The sequence below is a fragment of the Pedobacter sp. NJ-S-72 genome, assembly GCF_053890575.1.
In genome coordinates, this window is record NZ_CM132681.1 from 1239870 (window position 1) to 1261503 (window position 21634).

28 protein-coding genes, 2 pseudogenes and 1 riboswitch are annotated in these 21634 nt (G+C 38.6%); of the genes and pseudogenes, 6 read left to right on the forward strand and 24 right to left on the reverse strand.

The genetic code is table 11. The features are described from left to right. Positions 1-267: 267 nt before the first annotated feature. From ACWYN3_RS08220 to ACWYN3_RS08255, 8 genes are all read right to left on the reverse strand, one after another. Entirely contained in the window at positions 268-969 is a 702-nt protein-coding gene (locus ACWYN3_RS08220) for a SusD/RagB family nutrient-binding outer membrane lipoprotein (RefSeq protein WP_456220709.1), read from the reverse strand. A 9-nt stretch (positions 970-978) separates the two neighbouring features. Continuing rightward, positions 979-1239, reverse strand: coding sequence for a hypothetical protein (locus ACWYN3_RS08225; RefSeq protein ID WP_456220710.1), 261 nt, complete (start codon positions 1237-1239; stop codon positions 979-981). Further along, positions 1197-2276 carry a TonB-dependent receptor domain-containing protein gene (locus tag ACWYN3_RS08230; protein ID WP_456220711.1) on the reverse strand — a complete coding sequence of 360 codons (1080 nt, stop codon included), beginning with the start codon at positions 2274-2276 and terminating at the stop codon, positions 1197-1199. Before ACWYN3_RS08230 ends, ACWYN3_RS08225 begins: the two co-directional genes overlap by 43 nt. A gap of 26 nt (positions 2277-2302) precedes the next feature. Then, a complete protein-coding gene (locus ACWYN3_RS08235; protein ID WP_456220712.1) occupies positions 2303-4045 on the reverse strand; it encodes a carboxypeptidase-like regulatory domain-containing protein in 1743 nt (580 codons plus the stop codon). 489 nt (positions 4046-4534) lie between these two features. Continuing rightward, positions 4535-4634, reverse strand: a riboswitch (SAM riboswitch). 149 nt (positions 4635-4783) lie between these two features. Continuing rightward, positions 4784-5296, reverse strand: coding sequence for a peroxiredoxin family protein (locus ACWYN3_RS08240; RefSeq protein WP_456220713.1), 513 nt, complete (start codon positions 5294-5296; stop codon positions 4784-4786). Beyond that, positions 5271-5915: a DUF4369 domain-containing protein gene (locus ACWYN3_RS08245; RefSeq protein ID WP_456220714.1), complete on the reverse strand. Its 645-nt coding sequence runs from the start codon at positions 5913-5915 to the stop codon at positions 5271-5273. Before ACWYN3_RS08245 ends, ACWYN3_RS08240 begins: the two co-directional genes overlap by 26 nt. 65 nt (positions 5916-5980) lie before the next feature. Further along, positions 5981-6496 (reverse strand): DUF4303 domain-containing protein, encoded by a 516-nt coding sequence (locus ACWYN3_RS08250; RefSeq protein ID WP_456220715.1) that lies wholly within the window; start codon positions 6494-6496, stop codon positions 5981-5983. Positions 6497-6636: 140 nt separating this feature from the next. Then, a complete protein-coding gene (locus tag ACWYN3_RS08255; RefSeq protein ID WP_456220716.1) occupies positions 6637-7440 on the reverse strand; it encodes a DNA alkylation repair protein in 804 nt (267 codons plus the stop codon). 147 nt (positions 7441-7587) lie between these two features. Between ACWYN3_RS08255 and ACWYN3_RS08260 the strand changes: the two genes are divergently transcribed. Both ACWYN3_RS08260 and ACWYN3_RS08265 read left to right on the forward strand, forming a co-directional pair. Then, entirely contained in the window at positions 7588-7800 is a 213-nt protein-coding gene (locus tag ACWYN3_RS08260; protein ID WP_456220717.1) for a winged helix-turn-helix transcriptional regulator, read from the forward strand. After that, entirely contained in the window at positions 7784-7921 is a 138-nt protein-coding gene (locus ACWYN3_RS08265; protein ID WP_456220718.1) for a winged helix-turn-helix transcriptional regulator, read from the forward strand. The genes ACWYN3_RS08260 and ACWYN3_RS08265 overlap by 17 nt, the downstream gene beginning before the upstream one ends. 26 nt (positions 7922-7947) lie before the next feature. Here the strand turns inward: ACWYN3_RS08265 and ACWYN3_RS08270 are convergent, their stop codons facing one another. Together ACWYN3_RS08270 and ACWYN3_RS08275 are read right to left on the reverse strand one after the other, a co-directional pair. Next, entirely contained in the window at positions 7948-8271 is a 324-nt protein-coding gene (locus tag ACWYN3_RS08270) for a GNAT family N-acetyltransferase (protein ID WP_456220719.1), read from the reverse strand. Between the two features lie 143 nt (positions 8272-8414). Further along, complete coding sequence (locus ACWYN3_RS08275; RefSeq protein ID WP_456220720.1) at positions 8415-8666, reverse strand: DoxX family membrane protein; 252 nt, start codon at positions 8664-8666, stop codon at positions 8415-8417. 381 nt (positions 8667-9047) lie between these two features. Between ACWYN3_RS08275 and ACWYN3_RS08280 the strand changes: the two are divergent. Both ACWYN3_RS08280 and ACWYN3_RS08285 read left to right on the forward strand, forming a co-directional pair. After that, a pseudogene (locus ACWYN3_RS08280) lies at positions 9048-10291 on the forward strand (aminotransferase-like domain-containing protein). A 98-nt stretch (positions 10292-10389) separates the two neighbouring features. After that, complete coding sequence (locus ACWYN3_RS08285; protein WP_456220721.1) at positions 10390-10524, forward strand: hypothetical protein; 135 nt, start codon at positions 10390-10392, stop codon at positions 10522-10524. Between the two features lie 94 nt (positions 10525-10618). Here the strand turns inward: ACWYN3_RS08285 and ACWYN3_RS08290 are convergent, their stop codons facing one another. The 14 genes and pseudogenes from ACWYN3_RS08290 to ACWYN3_RS08355 form a co-directional block, all read right to left on the reverse strand. Further along, on the reverse strand, positions 10619-10774 hold the full coding sequence (locus ACWYN3_RS08290) for a hypothetical protein (RefSeq protein ID WP_456220722.1): 156 nt from the start codon (positions 10772-10774) through the stop codon (positions 10619-10621). Next, on the reverse strand, positions 10771-11289 hold the full coding sequence (locus ACWYN3_RS08295; RefSeq protein WP_456220723.1) for a hypothetical protein: 519 nt from the start codon (positions 11287-11289) through the stop codon (positions 10771-10773). Before ACWYN3_RS08295 ends, ACWYN3_RS08290 begins: the two co-directional genes overlap by 4 nt. Then, a complete protein-coding gene (locus tag ACWYN3_RS08300) occupies positions 11286-11621 on the reverse strand; it encodes an MlaD family protein (RefSeq protein WP_456220724.1) in 336 nt (111 codons plus the stop codon). Before ACWYN3_RS08300 ends, ACWYN3_RS08295 begins: the two co-directional genes overlap by 4 nt. Further along, positions 11622-12398 (reverse strand): annotated as a pseudogene (locus tag ACWYN3_RS08305) (ABC transporter ATP-binding protein). A gap of 2 nt (positions 12399-12400) precedes the next feature. Next, complete coding sequence (locus tag ACWYN3_RS08310; protein WP_354298880.1) at positions 12401-13207, reverse strand: MlaE family ABC transporter permease; 807 nt, start codon at positions 13205-13207, stop codon at positions 12401-12403. A gap of 208 nt (positions 13208-13415) precedes the next feature. After that, positions 13416-13811 carry a hypothetical protein gene (locus ACWYN3_RS08315; protein ID WP_456220725.1) on the reverse strand — a complete coding sequence of 132 codons (396 nt, stop codon included), beginning with the start codon at positions 13809-13811 and terminating at the stop codon, positions 13416-13418. After that, positions 13759-14298, reverse strand: coding sequence for a hypothetical protein (locus ACWYN3_RS08320; RefSeq protein ID WP_456220726.1), 540 nt, complete (start codon positions 14296-14298; stop codon positions 13759-13761). Before ACWYN3_RS08320 ends, ACWYN3_RS08315 begins: the two co-directional genes overlap by 53 nt. Before the next feature lie 102 nt (positions 14299-14400). After that, positions 14401-15681 carry an FAD-binding and (Fe-S)-binding domain-containing protein gene (locus ACWYN3_RS08325; RefSeq protein WP_456220727.1) on the reverse strand — a complete coding sequence of 427 codons (1281 nt, stop codon included), beginning with the start codon at positions 15679-15681 and terminating at the stop codon, positions 14401-14403. A 122-nt stretch (positions 15682-15803) separates the two neighbouring features. Beyond that, positions 15804-16385, reverse strand: coding sequence for an FAD-binding oxidoreductase (locus ACWYN3_RS08330; protein ID WP_456220728.1), 582 nt, complete (start codon positions 16383-16385; stop codon positions 15804-15806). A gap of 44 nt (positions 16386-16429) precedes the next feature. After that, positions 16430-17962, reverse strand: a complete 1533-nt coding sequence (gene amaB, locus ACWYN3_RS08335; RefSeq protein ID WP_456220729.1) for an L-piperidine-6-carboxylate dehydrogenase — start codon at positions 17960-17962, stop codon at positions 16430-16432. 13 nt (positions 17963-17975) lie between these two features. After that, a complete protein-coding gene (locus ACWYN3_RS08340; protein WP_456220730.1) occupies positions 17976-18260 on the reverse strand; it encodes a 2-oxoadipate dioxygenase/decarboxylase family protein in 285 nt (94 codons plus the stop codon). Positions 18261-18265: 5 nt separating this feature from the next. Then, positions 18266-18880, reverse strand: a complete 615-nt coding sequence (locus tag ACWYN3_RS08345; protein WP_456220731.1) for a 2-oxoadipate dioxygenase/decarboxylase family protein — start codon at positions 18878-18880, stop codon at positions 18266-18268. Between the two features lie 5 nt (positions 18881-18885). Continuing rightward, entirely contained in the window at positions 18886-19308 is a 423-nt protein-coding gene (locus ACWYN3_RS08350; protein WP_456220732.1) for a saccharopine dehydrogenase family protein, read from the reverse strand. Then, a complete protein-coding gene (locus ACWYN3_RS08355) occupies positions 19301-19783 on the reverse strand; it encodes a saccharopine dehydrogenase family protein (protein ID WP_456220733.1) in 483 nt (160 codons plus the stop codon). The genes ACWYN3_RS08350 and ACWYN3_RS08355 overlap by 8 nt, the downstream gene beginning before the upstream one ends. A 239-nt stretch (positions 19784-20022) precedes the next feature. Between ACWYN3_RS08355 and ACWYN3_RS08360 the strand changes: the two genes are divergently transcribed. Both ACWYN3_RS08360 and ACWYN3_RS08365 read left to right on the forward strand, forming a co-directional pair. Next, positions 20023-20820: a LysR family transcriptional regulator gene (locus tag ACWYN3_RS08360; RefSeq protein WP_456220734.1), complete on the forward strand. Its 798-nt coding sequence runs from the start codon at positions 20023-20025 to the stop codon at positions 20818-20820. Positions 20821-20946: 126 nt separating this feature from the next. Next, positions 20947-21618: a GDSL-type esterase/lipase family protein gene (locus ACWYN3_RS08365; protein ID WP_456220735.1), complete on the forward strand. Its 672-nt coding sequence runs from the start codon at positions 20947-20949 to the stop codon at positions 21616-21618. The last annotated feature ends 16 nt before the right edge of the window (positions 21619-21634 follow it).

Here is a 21634-nt window from a genome sequence, read left to right on the forward strand (position 1 = left end):
CATCACCAAGCTGTCCTGTTGGTGTGGAAGGAAAGTTTCTGTAGATCAGAGAACCTCTTTTTGCATCGGTCAGTAACGGCCCATTATAAAAGGTATAGATATACTTTGATGGAACATAATATGTAGAAATACTACTTGCCGAACCAGTTACGCTGCTGTGGTAAAGGCCCCAGAAAGGATTTTGATTAGAAGCTGCATTGTAACCGGGATTGACAATCGCATTTTCCAGCAGAAAACCTTCTGTTGAAAAAGTAGTATAAGCAGTGGTTAAAAACTGCTGAGAGATGAACCTTCTGCACGAACCAGGATTCTCAGTTTGATGTTATTGGCAAACTGAATCCATTTGGTTAAATTTCCACCAAATAACACGTCCGAAGCACCATTGAGTGCAGTAACAGTTGTACCTGCATTGCCAGCATTAGCTTTTATTTTAGCAATAGCCTCATCCAGTTCTTTAACCAGGTTTTGGTAAACGGAGGCAGCAGCGTCAAATTTAGGAGCTACATTACCTGCGCCCTGCAGTGCTTCCGTATACGGAACATCACCATAAGCATCTACTAGTTTTTGATAGTTATATACTTTTCCGATATGCGCAACAGCATTTAATAAAGCTAGCTGAGGATCATCCTGTGAACTGGTGATGATATATTGATAATCCTTCAGGTTGCCAAATACATTGCTCCACAAGGTGTTGTTTGAAGTAGAAGTGAAATTATAAGAATAAGTATCACTAAATCCGCTTAAACCTCTGCCAGGCAGCAGATTATATCCGACAAGCAGAGAACCATAACTATTATAAGTGATCGTATTTGCAGCTGTTACGGTAAGCGCATTGGGTAAGATAAGTATGGGTTTCATGGTGCTGCCTGTCGCACTGTTTGGATTGTCGTTGATATTGAGATCTTTCTTGCAGGCAGTTACAAAGCTTAATAAGCCCAGTATGGTGAATATATTAAAATACTTTTTCATAGTGTGATGTTAAAGGGTTACGGATAATGTTGCGCCAAAATATCTTGTAGGCGGGGTTTGAGATAGTGTGGACACACCGACTGCATTGTTGTCATTTGCGCTATAGTCAGGATCGGTATATTCATTGGATTTCGGAACCCATAACAACAGATTTCTGCCTTGTACGCTTACAGTAACTGCTTTTACTGCTTTGATATTAGCGAGCAAACTCTTTGGTAAATTATAGGCTAATGAAAGTTCTCTCCATTTCCAGTAGTTTCCAGAGTACACGTAATTGCTTGAAATACTTCTGTTTGGTGCGCCCTGGTCCAAAAGCCTGTTCCTCCGTCAGAAATCGTTACACTGTTATTTGCAACGTACTTCCCGGTTGCACGATCAAGGTAGGAGGAGTTTGGAAATACGAAACGCTCTCTGTTATAATAAGCACTTCGTGCTGATGAACCAGCAAAGTCAAAGTTATTACCTTGTGATATGGAAGCCACTTTGTAACCACCTCTATATTCAAACAAAGTTGATAAGGTAAAGTCTTTCCAGGAAACCTGCATATCCAGACCAAGGCGATATTTTGGAGAAGTGTTGCCCAGGTTCTGTGATTGTGGTGCTTTAGATGGATATCCTGTATTGGCATCTACAATAACGCGCCCCTGATCATCACGCAAATAATCTGTAACTATAATTGAATTGACCTGCTGGCCTTCAACAGCATAGATTACGCTGCTTCCGTTGATACTGATTGTTTTTAAGGTAGGATGCAGGGACTTCAATAGGTTTTTATTGCTTGTGAAATTACCGCCAACTACCAATTTCCAGTCATTGGTTTTGACAGGGGTAATGTGCAGAGAGGTTTCAATACCTTTATTGGTTACTTCTCCGGTATTGATCAGATAGCTGGAAAACCCTGTAGAAACTGGGATTCCGGCATAAATAGCCTGACCTTTTGTGCTTGTGTAATAATAGCTCAGACTGGCTTCAATACGGTTATCCAGCAATCTGAAATCAGTTCCCAGCTCATACCCGTTAGTCGTTTCTGGTTTCAGATCTTTCGAAGCTAAAGTACCATCCTGAGTAAAGTATGTGCCGTTGCTGAAACCAGTTACTGAATTAAATACGGGTTCCAGACTATAAGGGTCAATATTGATCAGACCTGTTTTGGAAACGGCTCCTCTGATTTTAAGATAGTTGATGAGTTTGGTTTCTTTTAGAGAAGGAAAAGCATCAGACACTACAAATGATACATCTGCTGCCGGGTAAAAAAACGATCTGTTTTGTGCGCTTAACAGTGATGTCCAGTCATTTCTGCCACTCAAATGAAGATATAAATAGTCTTTATAACCTAATGTAGCATCAGCCCAAAGGCCGTATAGTTTACTTTTTTAGAATTACTTTCTGCTGCAGTAGCTACTCCTGTACGGTTACCAACGTTATATAAGTCAGGAATAATTAATCCGTTAGCACCAACACCTACGTTTTTAGCAGTCTTATTGACAGAGGAAGCCCCCAGAATTAAATTAAGAGAGAAGTCTTTGAGATCCTTTTTGATGTTGATCAGGAAGTCATTGCTAAATCTGGATGTTTGATTTGCATCGTCAGAAACACTGCCTGCGAAATTACTTTTGCCTAAAGATTGTGAATAATCAGAGTAGATACCTGCTGCTACACTTGTTTTTTGAGTATAGTAGCGGTTAGATAAACCGGATCTGTAAGTGAAGTTTAACCATGGGAGCGGAGTCCATTTTACTTCTAACTTTCCTGTCAGATAAGAGTTTTTGGATTTTCGGCGGTTGTTGGCAGCATCCCAGTAAGGACTTCCAAAAAATGGACTATAGAAACCATCAAGGCTTGAATATTTGCCGTTTTTCCAATCTTTATATTCTAAGATGGGAATGTTTGCAGGAACATTGATCAGATCTGCATAGACTGCATCGGTTGCGCTTGTAATATCATAGTTGTTTTCTATATAGTTAGCAGAGTAGTCTATATTCAGTGATGGAAGAATCTTTCGGGTTCCGTTAAACCGGACAGAAGTTCTGGTGTATTTATCACCAGGTGTGGTTCCTTTGCCATTCAGGTATTGCCCTGCAACATAGGTTGTTGATTTATCATCTCCTGAGGAAACAGAGAAGTCAGACTGGTTACTTATTCCTGTTTCCCAGAAATCATTCCGGTCTGATCTTGGCGAATAGACAGCTTGCTGTTGTTCTCCATTAGCTAATGGAAATCCAAGCGGCCTTAAACTGCCATCAAATGCAGGCCCGAATTGCTGATTCTCAGTAGGGCTGAAAACCTGTCCATCGGATGTAGATCCGGCACCGAACCTGGTTTGGAGTTTAGGAAAGAAACTTACTTTTTCTAAAGTCGTGGTATTTGAAAAACGAACAGTCGGTTTCCCGTTTTTACCTTTTTTTGTAGTGACCAGTAAAACTCCGTTAGATGCCTCTGAACCGTATAATGTAGCGCCGGCTGCCCCATTTAGTACAGAGATTTCTTCTATATCTTCGGGGTTCAGGTTGTCTAATATTGTGCTGGGAACAACTACGTTATCAACGACAACCAAAGCTGTGTTATCTCCTGTAAGTGAGCGGTTACCTCTTAATACAAGCCTGTAGTTAGGGTTAACTCCGCTGGAAATAGCATTTGCCTGTAATCCGGCAATTTTACCTACCAGGCCTCCTGAGATTGTTGGAGACTTACCTTTGGAAAGTTCTTCGGAGGTTAATCTAGTTGCGGTATAACCTTGTTCTTTTGGTTTACGAAGGATACCACCCGCTGAAACCACTACTTCATTTAAGTTGTTATCGTCAGGGGTAAGGGCTATTGCTACTGTCGTTTTTCCATTGAGTTTATGTTCATACTTTTTGAAGCCGATGAAACTGACAATCAGAATATCTTCTGATCCTGAGCTTTTAATGGTGAATGAGAATTTCCCATTTGCACCTGTTACGGCACCCAGATTGGTATTTTTCAATTTTACACTTACCCCAGGCAGGGGTAAACCATCTTCGGTAGAGGTTATTGTTCCGGAAATTGTTTTTTTTTTCTTGCTGTGCCTGAGCCATATTTGATATAGCAAGCACAAACAAGAATATAAAGAGTTTGAGTAAAGTCTTTCTCATTGTTGATTTTCGTGAAATTTTGGGTATAGGTTGTTTAGGTCAGTTTAGAAATCTAAATAACTCGTTAATAAAATCGTGAAGGATATTGATTATCTGCTATCTCCTAACAGCTAGGATTTGATATACGATTGAGGATATCTGTGGGCACGGGGTAGGTAATTGTTATTTTCATTATATTTGTTTGAGTGGTTTAAAACATTAATTAATTCGCATTTGTGTTGGATAACCGTTATATCTCAATAAGGAGCGGGCTCTAACCGCTCCTTATTATTTTAAGGTTTGTCATTTGAAATTTTAAGAATTGTAATTTATTGCATAGTATGCTCCTTTCCTAAAAAGAATAAATCTGTTAATTTTATATCTCGTTAATTATCGTTCTTTTCTCTAAGAAAGCCGTCTGGCTTTATAGCTGAATCGGGATGGAATGAATGCTTCGTCAATTGAATAATTCATACTTATCTTTATTACTTACGTAATAAGGAATTAGCACCTTGTAAGGAACAGGTTGCTAAGACATCGATGGGCCTTTCCCTCCGTCTTTCTTGATAAGAATTGTAATTGTAAGAACTGATTATAAGACAAAAGTAGTCATAAATAATAAAAACTACTAATTTAGTATACTTTTATTTTCTCTCTGTCGTTCGTCTATATTTCCGAGGTTGTTTCCTCGCATTAAACTGCGATCAGAGAGCGAGAGAGGCCTATTTGGATTTTACATCAAAGATTTCTGCCAGCTTATTCTGAAGATCTTCTTCTCTTAAACCTTTGGCAATAATTTTTCCGGAAGGGTCAATCAGGAAGTTAGCTGGTATAGATCTGATCCCGTATAATTTTGCTGCTGCATTATCCCAGAATTTTAAATCTGAAACATGTGTCCAGGTAAGTTTGTCGTCTGCGATTGCTTTTAACCATGCATCTTTTTTGCCGGGCTGATCCAAAGAAACTCCTAATACTGTAAATCCTTTGTCTTTGTACTTGTTGTAGGCAACAACTACATTAGGATTCTCTTTTCTGCAAGGGCCACACCATGATGCCCAGAAATCAACTAAAACATATTTTCCTTTAAAGTCTGATAGTTTTACCGGCTTATCATTTACATCGTTCTGTGTAAAATCTATAGCTTGTAAACCTACTTTTGTTTTTTTTGCGGCATCAAAGAAACCGGCAATATTTTTTCCTGTACTGGTTTCACGAACCTTGGGGAGATAGTCCATTGTATAGCTGTTCTGCTTCTGATTGCACTTTTTCATCTGTAGCCAGTTGAGACAGAACTACCAAACTGATGTAAGAATCTGTGTTTTTACGTGCAAAATCAAGGTAAATAGGAGTCAGGCCTTCTGAAATAGAATCATGACGTTTATAAAAACTATCCAGGAAAGCTTTATCATTTTTCTGCTCGGGGGTGAACTTATAATATTCTGCGCTTAGTAGTGCAAGCTGATCCTGAACAGGCTTTGAGATCGTTTTAAGCTTATCATTATCATTGTTTATCAAAGAACCGGTAACTGTAGCTTTTTTTAGTGAGTCGGTGGAGGTTATGGTAATATTAGCTGGCTCCAGATAAAAGGAGAGTGCATCATTTTTGGTTCCTTTAACACCTGATTTTTTAAATAAAGTACTTCTAACCGGGTCTTTGATTTTCCCGTTGAAAGCAAACACTCCTTTTTGTGCTGTAGCAGAATCCAGAATGCTTTTTCCGTCTGCATTATAGCTCAGGAAGACTTTAACTCCCGGGAGCAGACCTTTTACTTCTCCTTTTAAGCTAAATGGTTGCTGCGCCATGACAGCAAATGGGAGCAGGGTTCCGACTAGTAGTATAGATTTTCTCTTCATAATATAGGTTTAAGACTGATTGAGTTACAAAGATAAATAAACACTACTAAATTAGTATACTTTATTTAAAGTAAATTGCTCAATCTTAATTCTGCCTCTTCGAGATCTTCGTCATGGTCTACACAGAACACTTTAAAACCATCTGTTTTAGGTATTTTATTGAATTCTTCTGTTTTTATAAATTCTATTAATGTCTTAGAAAAAAGAAGCAAAAGGGTTTCTGCAATTTCATTATCTGGTTCATTTTCTTCATCTTCCTCACCAAATAACTCCTCTTCAGAGAGAACGTATTTTGTTGAAAAACATTGGTATTCCCAATCACCAATACTATATCTTAAATCATAAACCTCATCCTCAGATTGATATGAATCTTTATACTTCCCGTTTTGATAATCAGCTAAAGTTGCAGAAAATGCTTCTTCAGTGTTAAAGCATAAATTTACTTCTGCATATTCTGCATTGCAGTCAAAAGCGAAAGCGTAAAACACCTTGTCTGGATGTTCTGCTAAAAATTTAAGTACTTCATTCTTTGTAAATTCAAGCAGTTCGTTTTCTATAGCTTTATAATCTATTTTTTGCATGGTGATATTTTTTAATATAATATTCAGTAAACATCGTTTTTGTTTCCGTCAAGGAGTGACAAGTTGTTATTGCAAGATATTATATTTTTTATTTAGTAAGTCCACAGAAGATTAACTAAGTAATAACTTATCATGAAATTTCATTTATTAACTGTTCTTAATGCTCTTTTTATGATGTAAGCTGTTTCTTTTGTGCTGCTTTTTTTTTCCCAATTGGCGCAAATATTTATAACAAAAGCGGGCCGGGTTTTACTTGCGTCATTTAACCAGTTTCCAACGCTGTCCTGTACATACTTTGACGGATCTGATTTTAGCTTTTCTAAAATAATCAGGGCAGTTTCGGGATTATCTTTTAAATGTTCAATATGATTACACCAGACTCCTCTGGGACGTGTGGCTTCACTGGCAAACCGTCTTATGTTTTCATCAGGATTGTTCACCCATTCTGAAAGAATCTGAAGACTTTCGGCCAGATTTCCAGAAATAGCCTGTCTTAACGCTAACCAGCATATTTCCCTTACGCCAAAATGCTTGTCGGCAGCAAAATGCTGAATGGCATCAAGCATTTGTACAATAGATAAATCCGGATTCTTACCAATCATATAAGTTGCCCAGCAACGTACCAGATCGGCAGTGTGAATGGTCATCAGGGATAATATCTCTTTATCTTTATAAATGACTGCCTGTTTTAAAAGGCCTGTGCCAATGGCCTCATTAATGGTATTGACAGTCTGCTTTTTTAAGCGACTGATATCTTGAATAATAGGTTCGTGGTATGATTGTCTTTCCGTTTGATTAAGGAAGTTTTTTAGCAATAGTTTTTGATCAACTGCAAGCCATTCAACTAAATTTGCGCTCTCTATCAATCCTGAATTTAGCTGTTCTAAAATAACTGCTGGAATATCTTTTGTTGATCTCGCTCCTTTACGTTTAACTCTTTCCATAATATGTTGTCATTATTTTCATCAGCCACAATCATCTGTTTGATTTTTCAGCGCTGTTTATTTTATCTATTTTGCAAAGGTTTATAAAGATATCCGGAGTCACAATACCGCATATTTTTATCCCATAGTGGCAAAAATGTCATTTATATGAAAGTCAAAGAGATAGCAGTAGAAAATAAAATTTGCCCATTAGAAGTTGCGGTAAATTCAATTAGTGGAAAATGGAAGATTCCAATCGTCTGGCAGATAAATGAAGGAAAAAAGCGTCCAAGTGAATTCTTACGGGGGATTGCAAAAGTTGACAGAAGGGTATTAAACCAGCAGCTTAAGGAGATGGAAAAAGATGGGGATCCTAAGTAAAGAAGTCTTTAATGAGCTTCCCCCCAGAGTCGAGTATTCTTTGACTGAAATTGGGGAGAAACTTGTAGTTATTTTGTGGTCTTTAAATGACTGGGGTAAGGTATTAATTGAAAAAGGTTAGGTCAGGAAGAGCCAGCTGTGGCTAGATCAGGAAGAAACCAGACGGGAAAAGTGCATACTGGAAATGTTATATTTACTATTTAAATATAACCGGTGTGCATCATTTCTGGTCGGGCCGCTATCCAGTTCAACTTTATTCATTCCTGTAGCTTCTGCTTCTTTATGGATATAATTGAGTAAAGCACCTGCGTAACCTTTACCGCGATATTGGGGAAGTGTAAACAGGTCATCGATGTAGATAGTTTTCCCTGCTAAAAGCTTATGTATATAGCGATATCCGGCAAAGCCTGCAATCTCTCCATTATCTATGATATAGATTAAATGAAAGCCATCTTCTATCATTTCTGACAATCGTTGCTGATAAGTATATATCAATAACTAAATTAGTGCGAAAGGTGCTCAATATGTTCCAGAATCTGGACAGATCATCCGTTGGTTTTAATATTAATATTTCCATTGTATATTTTGATTTTTATAGAGATGCAATTGATTTGTTATAAGGTTTCTAAGGAAAGATGATTATCCAAACTCCATTTATAGACAGGAATACAGGCCAGTAAAAGACTTGCAGCGCTATCCGCAAAAACTGAGTAATTAAATGGTGCTTTTATTCCTATAAAAACAGCCATGCAGAATCCAAAAGTCAGGGTAAGCAGAAAGCTGCCTTGTGCTGCCAATCTTGTTTTATATCCCGTGATTAACAGAATAGCAAAAATTCCTTCTGCAAGGGTTGCAATCAGCCCCATAATTCCAGCGGCAGGCTTGCCTAAAAATGGGAGCAGGGTATTGGTATAACCGATGAAGTTTTCCCAGTTGCCCCAGGCTATATTATTTGTACCAGCCGGGCCTAAAATTCCCAGACGATCTAAAACGGGGAAAGATATAACCTATGCCCAGAGCCAACCGTAAAAACAGTTGAGGTATCGAAAATTCGTTTTTCATATTGATTGATTTGATAGTCCAAAATTATCATATGATTTTACTGGTTTCATGTACCAGATTAGTATAATGAAATAGTCCAGAATAGGAACCAGTTTATTAAGCTATTACAATTTAACAGCATAAGTAAATAGCGTATCTTTAGTTCTTAAGCCCCGTACCAGTGGTTTTTATAATGTGTAAAATAGATGCTCCCTTTTAAAACCCTCATTGTAATTGACGAAAGTAGTCCTGTAGCTGTATATAGACAAATATCTGATTGTCTTATTGTTTTGATTAATGATGGGGTATTACAACCTGGAACATTTTTACCCAGTACCAGGGAAATGGCTTCTTTACTTGACAAACACCGCAATACAATTGTGGCTGCTTATGAGGAACTAATCACACAGGATTGGATCGAAACCTTACCCAGAATTGGAATCAGGGTAGCACTTAATTTGCCATTGATCAAACCAAGATCCTTTCAGGAAGGTGGTAAAAACCATACTTACTCCAGTCCTGCGAAATTCAGTTTTAAACAAAATATACCCGGCCCGGCAGTCAATAGTTTCCTGTTAAAACCTTCATCAATAGTGGTGAATGATGGTTTCCCTGATGCTGATCTTGCTCCATTTGATAGTATGTTTAAAGAATACAGAAAGCTGCTTCAGGGGCCCAAAATAAAAAGGTTAATGTCACTTAAAGATTTTGGTGGTACGCCTGCATTAAAGAATTCAACTGTTAATTTTCTGAATGATTCAAGAGGCCTGAATATATCAACTGATAATCTGCTGATTACCAGAGGAGCGCAAATGGCTATCTATCTTGCAGCATCTATGATCCTTAAACCCGGTGACAATGTATTGGTCAGCGATCCAGGTTATTATATCGCTGATGAGGTCTTTAGGCAAATGGGTGCCAACCTTATCCGTATTCCGGTTGATCAGAAGGAATGGATATTGAAGCAGTGGAGAACGCTTTAAAAAGCTTCAAAATCAGTTTGCTTTATGTTATTCCTCATCATCACCATCCTACAACCGTAACAATGAGCCAGTCCCGAAGGACTAAATTGCTTGAATTGATTAAATCATATCAGTTGCCGGTTATAGAAGATGACTACGATTATGATTTTCATTATAGCAATAGCCCGGTTCTTCCTCTGGCAAGCTCAGATCATGATAGTAATGTGCTCTATATTGGTTCTTTCACCAAACTTTTGGCACCGTCCTGTAGAGTTGGTTATTTAATAGGCGCTGCTAACTTTATTATTCAGGCCACCAATTTAAAGAGGCTGATTGATTTAAGAGGGGATACCCTGATGGAAGAAGCACTATCAGCTATTATAAATAGTGGAGAACTAGGCAGACATATCAAAAAATCTAAAAAAATATACAGTGAGCGTTGTGATCAGACTGCAAAGATCATTGCTGATCAGCTTTCTCATGCGTAGATTTTACCAAACCGCAGGGTGGATTAGCACTCTGGCTGAAATTTAGGGCGGACTATCCTTTAGGAGATATCATCTCAAAAGCGCGTTCTTCTGGCTTATTGATTGCCGGAGCAGCTTATTATGAAGGAACTGATCAAAAACACAATGGAATACGCTTTGGTTTCGCTTCTTTAAAAGAAACTGAAATGAACCGTGCGGTAGAAATCCTTCGTAAAATTACCAATGGTGCTTAACAGGGAAACTGAGTTATAAATCCATCCGGAAAAGCAATAAAAAAACCGGCCGTATAATTTCTATACGGCCGGTCTGATTATATGATGTTTAATCTTATTTCTGCTCTTGTTCTGCCTTTTCTTTAGCAGCAGCTTCTGTTTTAGCTTTCTTTTTGAAGAAGCCCCTTAACAAGAAGTTATGTTGTAAAGCTTCCATGTTTTCATCTAATTTCTTAGTACTTGATTCCAGGTTGCTTACTGTATTTTTCAATTTTTCGCAGCAGTTTGCTCATCATTCAATAAAACACCTACTGCATTTTTATCTGAATTCAATTTATTGCTGGTCAATTTCAAGTTGTTTGTCATTTCAGAAGCTGATGCTGCTGTACTTTGCAGACTTTTTACTGCTGTTTTTAAGCTTGCAAACACGACAGTGTCTGTTAACAATTCATTGGTCAATGTTCCTTTCGTATTCAGCTTAGCGGTATATTGGGCAACCGCCGATGTTACTCTTGCTGTACTTGCAGAAGCATTTTCCAGGTTAATCGTCATTTGACGTAAACGGCCTGCCATTGCTGTATCAGCTAATAAAGTTCCTAATGTTCCTTTTCCAGCAAGCATATCGGTTGTTACTTTCTTGAAATCATCAGTAATAGCCAGGATGTTCTTGTTGTTTGCCTGCAAAGTTTTCATAATGTCCTCCGGGCCCAAAGCTGTAGCTACATTAATCCGGTCTCCGTCCTCTACCTGAGGGGCATCACCCTGACCAGGCAGGATTTCAATCATCTGTTTCCTATAAAACCCTCAGAACCTTGTTTAGCAACAGAATTCTTGTGGATATATTTTTGTGCAGCTTCTTCGATATGCATAGTAACCTCTACCTGTGCATTCCCGTAGAAGTTGATTTTACTTACTGTTCCGATTTTTACCCCGGAAAAGAAGATGTTATTACCAGCCTGTATACCATTTACGTTATTGAAAACTGCTTTTAAGGTGATACTGCTTACAAATCGTTTTTGCTTTCCACCTAAAGTTAGTACTCCGGCAATGAAAATAACAAGTCCGATAAAGATGAAAATCCCTACAACTATTGATCTTTTGTTTTCTGTAGCGCTCATTTATTGTGTAAAATTATAATTGTAAAAAGATTGAACACGTTCGTCTTTACTCGCAAAGACTTCGTCAAATGTTCCCTGTATTGCAAACTGACCATCCAAAAGCATAGCAATTCTGTCGCCAGTTTCTTTAGCACAGGTTAAATCGTGTGTAATAATAATAGATGTTGTTGTTTTTATATTTTTCCTGAACTTCGTTGATCAGGTTATTAATTTCAATACAGGTGATAGGGTCAAGGCCGGCTGTTGGCTCATCGTAGAGCATAATTTCTGGCCTTAAAATCAATGTACGTGCGATACCAATTCTTTTACGCTGTCCTCCGGAAAGTTCTGAAGGCATTTGCTCTATCGTTTGCGATAAACCAACAGCATCCAGTACATTCTCCACCTCATAATTGATCTGTTTGCGTCTCAAACTCCTGGAATTTCTTACCAATGGGAATTCAAGATTCTGACGCACAGTCATACTATCATATAAAGCACTATTCTGAAAAGAGAAACCCACTTTAAGTCGTAATGCCATCAATTCTTTAGTACTTAAGTGCTCTACACTTTGTCCAAGCACATTTACATCTCCTTGATCAGGAAGGAGCAAACCTGAAATAACTTTAATCAATACTGACTTCCCAGTACCTGAACGGCCTAATACAACCAGGTTTTCTCCCTGATAGACTTCAGATCTACGCCTCTCAATACTTCGAGCTCACCAAAAGCCTTTTTCAAGCCTTTAATGGAAATAACTGCATTATTTCTATCGATTGCCTTCTGTTGTTTTACCATAATTAACGGAAAGCATTTACAATTTGAACAATAATGATCTCTTCTACAAAGATCAGGAACATCGCTGCAACAACAGCCGAATTGGCTGCTCTTCCAACACCCTCAGTACCTTTTGAGGAATTATATCCGTGATAACATCCAACTACACCAATCGTAAAACCAAAAACGGTTGACTTAAAGGTAGTAGAAAATATATCCAAAAAGCTGATCGTATCAAATACTTGAGAGAAGAACATAGAGAAACTGGTTTGCTCATTACTGTGAACGCTTAGAAAAGCACCCATCAGCGCAACACAAGCAGTGTACATAACCAGTATAGGGATCATAAAGGTGGTGGCTAGTATTCTGCTAACTACCAGGTATTTAAATGGATTTGTTGCCGATACTTCCATGGCATCAATCTGTTCAGTAACTTTCATCGATCCAAGCTCGGCGCCCATGTTAGAACCAACTTTTCCGGCAGCAATTAATGCGGTAACCAATGGGGCTAATGCACGGATAATAGCGATAGAAATCAGGGAAGGTAACCATGAGGTTGCTCCAAAGTTTGCCAGTGAAGGTCTGGATTGATTGGTAAATACAACACCGGTGATAAAGCCGGTTAATGAGATCAGGGGCAGGGATTTATAGCCTACCTCATAACATTGATGTATAATTTCCTTAAACTCGTAGGGAGGTACAAATACTTCTCTAAAAAAGCGAAGTACGAACTGATAAGCGTGATATATACCGAAGAACATGCTGTCAAGTTTTTTAGAAATGACGTATTTGCGAGGCGTGATGTTCGGATTTTCTGTGTTAGGATCCATTCTTTAGGTTTGTGCAGCCAAATATAATTTAAATCAGGGTTTTATTTTTTCTATTTATATGTAAGCAATAAAACAGTCAAATTGTTGTTTTTTTATGCTGACTATAGCTGCATTTTGGTCAAATGTAATACATCAGCAATTATTCACGAGTTGGATTACATTAAAATGACAAAATAATGATGCGTGAATAGGGGTTTAAACCTAAATCTTAAACCAAAGCATCATAAAGTACTTCTATTGGATGTAAAGCTTTCTTACTTGTGCCATCCTTTATCTGGTGACGGCAGCTGGTCCCGGTTGCAGATATGATTACATTTTCTGCCTGTTTTCTAACTTCAGGGAACAGAACCAGTTCTCCGATTTGCATAGATAACTCGTAATGTTTCTTTTCATAGCCGAATGATCCAGCCATACCACAACAGCCCGAAGGGATTACTTCTACTTTGTAGTTTTCAGGAAAAGCGAGGATTTGTTTTGAAGAATCCGTAGCAGCCCATGCTTTTTGCTGGCAATGGCCATGAAGTTTAATCAATCTGCTTTCTTTACTGAAACTAGCTTTGGAAATGTTTCCACTGGCAATTTCCCGGCAATGCAATGAATTCATCTATTAATAAGCTGTTTTTAGCTAATTCCTGAGCCATGGCTAATTGCGGTAAATCTACCAGATCAATGTATTCATCTCTGAAAGTCAATATTGCAGAGGGTTCTATACCAATTAAAGGGGTATCTGCTGTAATAATTTTACTAAGCTGGAATACATTATGCTGTGCGATTTTTTTTGCCTTGCGGAGCAGACCTTTAGAAATCCAGGTTCTTCCGCTTTCCAGGTGTTTGGGGATAATTACCTGATAGCCTAATTTTTCCAGTAAAAGAACGGCTTTAATGCCAATTTCAGTATCTAAATAGTTGGTGAATTCATCACAGAAAAAATAAACAGTCTTTTGCTTTTCAATAGGGGGAGTTACTGGTTCAGCGTCATGTCTATTGAGTACGATGTCATGTTTATGCTCAATAAACCATTTTTTTAATGTTATTTTATACAATAATGGCAGGGAACGTTCCTGAGCAAAACCACAGATTTTTTTAACCAAAGCGTTCGTTCATGGTCTTATTGCCGATACTCCAGTTGTATAAACCCGGAGATAAGGAAGCAAGGCGGTTTATCTGGTTAAAGCCTGCTACAATCCTTACATTTAATGGAACCCCATTGGCATCATAGTACCCCTAAAAAAAAACTCAGCTTTCAGTTTAGCCATATCTACATTGGAAGGGCATTCAGACTTACAACCTTTACAACTCAGACAAAGATCCATCACGTCTTTAAGCTCCTGATGATCAAAACGGTTAATTTTAGTAGAATGAGTCAGCATTTCACGCAGCATATTGGCTCTGGCTCTTGTGGTATCTTTCTCATTCCGTGTAGCCATGAAAGACGGACACATGGTTCCGCCAGCTAAATGTGACTTGCGACAGTCTCCCGAACCATTGCATTGTTCAGCATGCTGCAAAATATTTTGATTCTGATAACGGAATACGGTCTTGATTTCTGGTGTTTGCTGATTAGGTTCATACCTGAGCATGGTATCCATAGCAGGGGTATCTGTGATCTTTCCCGGGTTAAAAATGTTCTGCGGGTCCCAGGCGGACTTAATATCCTTTAACATTTTATAGTTACGCGGGCCTATCATTTGCTCGATAAATTCGCCACGTAATCTGCCGTCTCCATGTTCACCGCTTAATGAACCGTTATATCGCTTAACAAGCGTAGCTATTTCTTCAGCGATTACTCTGAATAGGCGGTTACCTTCAGTTGTTTTTAGGTTTAAAATGGGTCTGAGATGTATTTCACCAGAACCGGCATGTGCGTAATGAACAGAAAATAGACCGTGCTTTTTAAGGATTTCATTAAAATCACGGATATAAGCAGGTAAATCTTTAACATCAACAGCTGTATCTTCAATTACTGCTACTGCTTTTTCGTCTCCGGGAAGGTTACTTAACAAACCTAAACCAGCTTTTCTTAATGACCAGATTCTGGACATATCGGGACCAAATACTAAAGGAAAGTGATAACCCAATCCCTTTGATCTCATTTCTTCTTCAACACTGGCTGCTTTTTCTGTAATTTCTTGTTTGTTTTTACCTGAATATTCTACGACAAGAATAGCATCAGGATCACCAGAAACAAAGAACCTGTTTTTTGATTGTTCAATATTTTCTTTGGTACATTCAAGTATCAAATGATCTATCAGTTCACTTACTCTTGGCTCATATTTTAAGGCAATTAAATTGGCCATCAATGCATCATCAATACTATTGAAATGGATACACAGTAATGCCGTCTCGTCTTTTAAAACGGGTTCCAGGTTAAGCTTTACTTCTGTAATAAATGCCAGTGTACCTTCAGAACCAGCAATCAGCTTGCAGAAATTGAAGTCTGCAGTGTCTGCGGTGAAAGGAGTGGTATCCAGCAAAATATCTACAGCGTATCCTGTATTTCTTCTGTCTATACTTTTAGCCGGAAACTGCTCACGGATACTGAGCTGATTTTCATAATTGCTGAGTAAAGATCTGATATTCCTGTACAGCTCATTTTCTAAAGCATCTCTCCTTCACATTTTTCGATAAATTCTTCAAATCCAAGCGCTTTAAAATCGGCTGTGGAGCCGTCAGACAATAATGCTTTGATTTCCAGTGTGTGTTCACGGGTACTTCCGTAGATCAGGCTGTTTGAACCACACGAGTTATTGCCAACCATTCCACCGATCATCGCTCTGTTAGCTGTCGAAGTTTCGGGGCCAAAGTATAATCCAAAGGGTTTAAGATACAAATTCAGCTCATCACGGACCACGCCGGGCTGTACTTTAATCCATCGTTCTTCAATATTAAGCTCCAGGATCTTGTTAAAATATTTGGAAACATCAACAACAATACCTTTACCTACTACTTGTCCTGCGAGAGAGGTACCAGCAGTTCTGGGAATCAGAGAAACCTTTTCCCGGGATGCAAATGCAATCAGTTTTTCAAGATCTGAGACAGATTTGGGTATAGCGACTGCCAGAGGCATTTCTCTGTAAGCAGATGCATCCGTAGCATATAAAATACGGGTCTGATTGTCAGTAAAGAAATCCCCGTCCAGTGAGCCGGACAGGGATTTCATTTTGTCATTGATATTCATATATAATTGCTGGTAGAATGAGGTGTATTATGTATAAGATCTGACTAAAGATCAAATTTAATACCCTGTGCCAGTGGTAATTTGTTAGCGTAGTTTATAGTATTGGTTTGTCTGCGCATATATCCTTTCCAGGCATCAGATCCACTTTCTCTTCCACCACCTGTTTCTTTCTCTCCGCCAAAAGCTCCGCCAATTTCAGCACCAGAAGTACCTATATTCACATTTGCGATGCCACAATCAGATCCATTGGTTGAAAGGAACATTTCAGCTTCTCTAAGGTTTAAAGTCATAATCGCAGATGAAAGACCTTGCGGAACACCATTTTGAAGAGCGATTGCTTCTGCTAAGGTCTTATAGCTCATGATATATAGAATCGGTGCGAAAGTTTCTTCCTGTACAATTTTATAACTGTTTTTTACTTCAGCTACACATGGGGTTACATAACAGCCAGAAGTATATGGCCCGCCTGCAAGGACACCACCTTCTACAATAAAGTTTGCACCTTCGGCTTTACCTTTTTCAATAGCTTCTAAATAAGCTTCAACAGCCCCTTTGTCAATTAGCGGCCCGACATGATTGTTCTGATCTAAAGGATCACCAATGCGAAGCTGTGCGTAAGCTTTTACCAGTTTATTTTTAAACTCTTCATAAATCTCTTCATGAATGATTAAACGTCTGGTCGAGGTACATCTTTGTCCTGCGGTTCCTACTGCACCAAATACAGCTCCGATAAGCGATATATCCAGATCTGCATCTTTGGAAATGATGATGGCATTGTTACCTCCAAGCTCCAGAATTGTTCTTCCGAAACGTCCGGCTACTGCTGAGGAAACCAGGCGGCCAACTCTTGTAGAGCCAGTAAAGGAAACTAAAGGAATTCTTGGATCGTTATTAATCAGGTCACCAACAGGGTTTCCTGTGATTAAAGAGCTGATTCCTTCTGGCATATCATTCGCTTTTAAAACCGAAGCAATGATCTGCTGACAGGCAACAGCACATAATGGCGTTTTAGAAGAAGGTTTCCAAACGCAAACATTTCCACAAACGAGTGCTAATGCAGTATTCCAGCTCCATACGGCTACAGGAAAGTTGAAAGCAGAGATTACACCAACAATACCCATTGGGTGCCATTGCTCATACATTCTGTGATCTGGTCTTTCAGAATGCATGGTCAGACCATACAACTGTCTGGATAGTCCAACAGCAAAATCACAGATATCTATCATTTCCTGAACTTCGCCAAGTCCTTCCTGTAAACTTTTCCCCATTTCATAAGAAACCAGGACACCCAGGTTTTCTTTGTGCTCGCGAAGTGCTTCACCTAATTGTCTGACTATTTCGCCTCTTTTCGGAGCAGGTACGTTACGCCAGAATAAAAATGCCTCAGCACTTGTGCTGATTACTTTTTCATAATCTTCTGGAGTAGTAGTTGTACTTACTTTACCTATTTCTTTACCATCTACGGGCGATGAAGAAACGATAACCTTTGCGCCCGATTCCATCCATTGTTGGCCGGTAGAGGTTCCACTGTTATTTTCAGTAATTCCTAACTGTTTTAATACGTTTTTGATATCCATATCTTTAATTATTTCAGGACTTTATTTGTCCGGTATAAGTACTTTCAAAAATTTTATCGGCATTGCTTGTCTCAAAACCTTCTCTTCTGTGTATGGTCTGAATTTCTTCAGGTTTAAGGTGACTAAAGGCTGGCAAAACCGAGCGTTCTGCAAACTCTACATAACTGCCCGCGATTTGTGTTTTTGCACCATCAGCAAACTCAACCTCATGCGTTCCTGCCACAGTACTGCTTTGGCTTAAAAGTCCGTCTTCACTTGTTTTAATTTTTCCGCCAGCATCATTTAATTTGATACCCAAACCTTCTACAAATTGATTAAAATCTGGCAGAGACTGATAATCTTTGCTAAAGCGTGAACGCTGATCGTATAATGGTTCAGGTAATAACGGTTGTAAATTACCCAGGCAGCATATTCACTTTCCTCTAATAATGCAGTATAATCTTTCAGATCTGGTAACCTCCATAATGGATGATGTAAAAATGCAGCAATAGCTTCTCCATTATTCAAGTCTATAGCATCTACAGGATCTGAGCTTATATCAGCTGTATATTTTTTGATAATCTCCTGTGTACCGGGGCTAAGCTGATCTACTTTCAGTTCACTTAAAAAGATCCGCGGATATTCTGGAGCAGGAGGGGCGTACCAATAAGCATCCAGTTTCTTTTCTTCAAAATAATAATGATCTCTCTTTTGATAACCATGAAACAGAAAAATCTTCTCAAAAGACTTGATTCCAAGATTTGGAACTCCAAGCGTTCTGAAAGCAATATGATCATTTACAATGTCATCCTGAGAACTGACCACACCATTTTCAAGTAATGCGGCTGTGATTTGATTGACTTCTCGCACGGCTTCACGGTACCGGTCAAAAAGTTCGGTCAGGAAAATATCTAATGGACTGTTATTATTAAAATTCATAGCTGTTATTTAAAGAGGCTTCCGCATCTGGTGTTTAAAAGGGCTTCAAACGAGATTTCTTCTTGTTTAATAAAACCTTTCGATGGCAATGATCCATTAGCAACCATCTCAACAACTGCAACAATGCTTGCTGCTGTAGTCCATGAGATTGCTCTCCATGAATTACCATTCAGCTCAATCGGCCCATAAGACCTGCAGAACTCGTTACGTTTCAATTCATTGTTTTTCCATCCTTCGGCATCTGCGTAAATAATAACAACATCTTCATCTACAGGAGGTTTTGCATTTTTAAGAATATCTTCCAGTTGTTGTTTATCTTCCTTCATGTGTAATTCATTAATCAGGAAGTTCATCAGGTCACAATGACCTGGATAACGAATGGTTTTATAGTCTAATCTGTCCAGTTTACCTGCATAGGTTTCACACAATCGTCCCTAAACCGCCTGATGTATAGAAAGCTTCGTATACACCTCCATTGATCTGGATAGTTTCTTTGCCCTGTAATGATGGTACCATTTTGCGCTGACCATGATGAATAGCTTCAGCATCGTTAATATATTCGTTGACTACGCCGGCTGCAGACCAGTTAAAGGCATAACCCATTGCCCCGTTCGGATACTTTGGTAAAGCACCAACACGCATATCAATTGACCTTAGTTTTTCAAATTCATTGCCCAGATGAGCACCAATAATACCAATTAACCCTGGTGCCAGACCACATTGAGGAGCCATTACAGCGGTTGCCGTTTTACTCAATTCTCTGATCTCATTTGTTGTAGGAACGTCTTCAGTTAAATCAAAATAATGTTTTCCTAGCTTATGTGCGATTCTTGCCAGCGGACTATTTAAGAAATATGGCAGGGCTGAAACAACCGCATCAAACTGACCGATCATTTTTTCCATTAAAACCAAATCAGATACGTCTCCGTGGTAATAGTAAATGGAAGTTCATAGTCATAGTGAGGAGCTTGTTTGTCCATTCCGGTAACTTCGAACTGGTCGCTTAGTAATGTTGCTACCAGCGTACCTACCTTGCCAAGGCCCAGGCTTAAAATTTTATTGATCATTATAAAGTTTATTTTGGTTTACAATCTCAAATATCATTAGATTTACCATTAGTAATAATACTGATTACTTAAACTATGATAAGTATTGCTAATCAAATAGAGCTACGGCATTTAAATTATTTTAAGATACTGGCCGAAGAACTGCATTACCGGAAAGCATCTGAAAAGCTTTTTATATCCCAGTCGGCACTGAGTCAGCAGATTAAACAGCTGGAACAGTATCTTGGACATTCTTTGTTTGACCGGAATAATAAACGTGTTGTTTTAAATGAAGCGGGAAAACTGTTTTATAAGGATGCCGTTCAGGTGATTCAAAAAATGCAAATAGCTGTTAATAATGTACAGCTTCTTCAAAAAGGGAATACCGGACAGCTTGGAATCAGCTTTGTGGCTTCTGCGATGCAGTCTATTTTACCTGTTTTGCTGAAACAGTTTAACAGTGATTGTCCGAATATAGAATTCCACCTCGAAGAGCTGCCCAATAAAGAACAAATGCTGGGCCTGGAAAAGGGTGATATTGATGTTGGGTTTATGCGTTCTAACCAGGTTGGGCAGGATATGATGATCAAAAGTGTTTATAAAGAGACTTTTACGCTGGTTTTGCCGGCAGCTCACCCTATGTCTGTCCAGGATTTCAATCACATAGGTGAGTTAAAGGATGAATATTTTATCCTTTTCCCGAATGATCAGAGCCAGCTTTATTACCAGCAGATCATTAATTTATGTGCTGATCAGGGTTTTACGCCTAAGCTTTCGCATCGTTCTATCCATGCGCCAACCATATTCAAACTGGTGGAGAATGGGATGGGGCTTTCTATTATTCCGACTTCACTGGCTACAGCAGGAAATCCGGGGGTTAAATTCATTCATTGAACTGAAGAACATACCACAGCAAACTGAATTGTATGCAGTATGGAAGAAAGTGAATGATAATCCTGCATTGCCTTATTTATTGGAAATGCTTGTCTGATATTATCATTATAATAGATATTTTTGGGGATGATGAAACTTTTTAAAGCAGTTGCGTTTACCGCCACATTTCTTTTTTTGTCGAATTTAAATTCATTCGCACAGGATAAACCTGCATTTTGGGATGATATACAAGCCATCAAACAATATGACCGGGTTTATGCTCCTCCAAAAGACCCGATATTGTTTATTGGAAGTTCTTCGATCAGATTATGGGTTGATTTTACTAAAACGTTTAAAGATTATACGGTACTGAACAGAGGGATTGGTGGTGCAGTAACAGCAGATGTGGATCGCTATCTGGAGGATATCGTTTTTCCTTATCATCCTAAACAACTGATCATCTATGTAGGTGAAAACGATTTGATCAAAGCAGTTTCGGGAGATGCTGTGTTTGAAGACTTCAAAAAACTTTATGCTGATATCAGGGCGAAACTACCAGTAGTCCCTATCGTTTATCTATCAATTAAAGCTAGTCCTTCACGTGCTCAGTATTTATCTAAAGGGATAAGAGCTAATCAATTGGTACAGCAATTTTTAAAAGCGGAGAAGAATGCGTGGTTCGTTGATATATATCAGCCGATGCTTAATCAAAAAGGGGAAATGCAACCTGAATTATTTAAAGAAGATATGCTGCATATGAATGCTACCGGATATGAAATCTGGAATAAATTACTGAAACCTTATCTGTTACTAAATTGATCAGATAAAAAATAAA

What these genes read in the sequence shown, in the direction of transcription:
- ACWYN3_RS08360 (WP_456220734.1), top strand. Translation starts at nt 20,023, where the DNA reads ATGATAAGTATTGCTAATCAAATAGAGCTACGGCATTTAAATTATTTT.
- ACWYN3_RS08315 (WP_456220725.1), bottom strand. Translation starts at nt 13,811, where the DNA reads ATGAATTCATTGCATTGCCGGGAAATTGCCAGTGGAAACATTTCCAAA.
- ACWYN3_RS08355 (WP_456220733.1), bottom strand. Translation starts at nt 19,783, where the DNA reads ATGGAAAAAATGATCGGTCAGTTTGATGCGGTTGTTTCAGCCCTGCCA.
- ACWYN3_RS08275 (WP_456220720.1), bottom strand. Translation starts at nt 8,666, where the DNA reads ATGGGGCTGATTGCAACCCTTGCAGAAGGAATTTTTGCTATTCTGTTA.
- ACWYN3_RS08220 (WP_456220709.1), bottom strand. Translation starts at nt 969, where the DNA reads ATGAAAAAGTATTTTAATATATTCACCATACTGGGCTTATTAAGCTTT.
- ACWYN3_RS08255 (WP_456220716.1), bottom strand. Translation starts at nt 7,440, where the DNA reads ATGGAAAGAGTTAAACGTAAAGGAGCGAGATCAACAAAAGATATTCCA.
- ACWYN3_RS08300 (WP_456220724.1), bottom strand. Translation starts at nt 11,621, where the DNA reads ATGAGCGCTACAGAAAACAAAAGATCAATAGTTGTAGGGATTTTCATC.
- ACWYN3_RS08260 (WP_456220717.1), top strand. Translation starts at nt 7,588, where the DNA reads ATGAAAGTCAAAGAGATAGCAGTAGAAAATAAAATTTGCCCATTAGAA.
- ACWYN3_RS08345 (WP_456220731.1), bottom strand. Translation starts at nt 18,880, where the DNA reads ATGAATTTTAATAATAACAGTCCATTAGATATTTTCCTGACCGAACTT.
- ACWYN3_RS08295 (WP_456220723.1), bottom strand. Translation starts at nt 11,289, where the DNA reads ATGATTGAAATCCTGCCTGGTCAGGGTGATGCCCCTCAGGTAGAGGAC.
- ACWYN3_RS08240 (WP_456220713.1), bottom strand. Translation starts at nt 5,296, where the DNA reads ATGGACTATCTCCCCAAGGTTCGTGAAACCAGTACAGGAAAAAATATT.
- ACWYN3_RS08245 (WP_456220714.1), bottom strand. Translation starts at nt 5,915, where the DNA reads ATGAAGAGAAAATCTATACTACTAGTCGGAACCCTGCTCCCATTTGCT.
- ACWYN3_RS08365 (WP_456220735.1), top strand. Translation starts at nt 20,947, where the DNA reads ATGATGAAACTTTTTAAAGCAGTTGCGTTTACCGCCACATTTCTTTTT.
- ACWYN3_RS08330 (WP_456220728.1), bottom strand. Translation starts at nt 16,385, where the DNA reads ATGAATATCAATGACAAAATGAAATCCCTGTCCGGCTCACTGGACGGG.
- ACWYN3_RS08250 (WP_456220715.1), bottom strand. Translation starts at nt 6,496, where the DNA reads ATGCAAAAAATAGATTATAAAGCTATAGAAAACGAACTGCTTGAATTT.
- ACWYN3_RS08265 (WP_456220718.1), top strand. Translation starts at nt 7,784, where the DNA reads ATGGGGATCCTAAGTAAAGAAGTCTTTAATGAGCTTCCCCCCAGAGTC.
- ACWYN3_RS08310 (WP_354298880.1), bottom strand. Translation starts at nt 13,207, where the DNA reads ATGGATCCTAACACAGAAAATCCGAACATCACGCCTCGCAAATACGTC.
- amaB (WP_456220729.1), bottom strand. Translation starts at nt 17,962, where the DNA reads ATGGATATCAAAAACGTATTAAAACAGTTAGGAATTACTGAAAATAAC.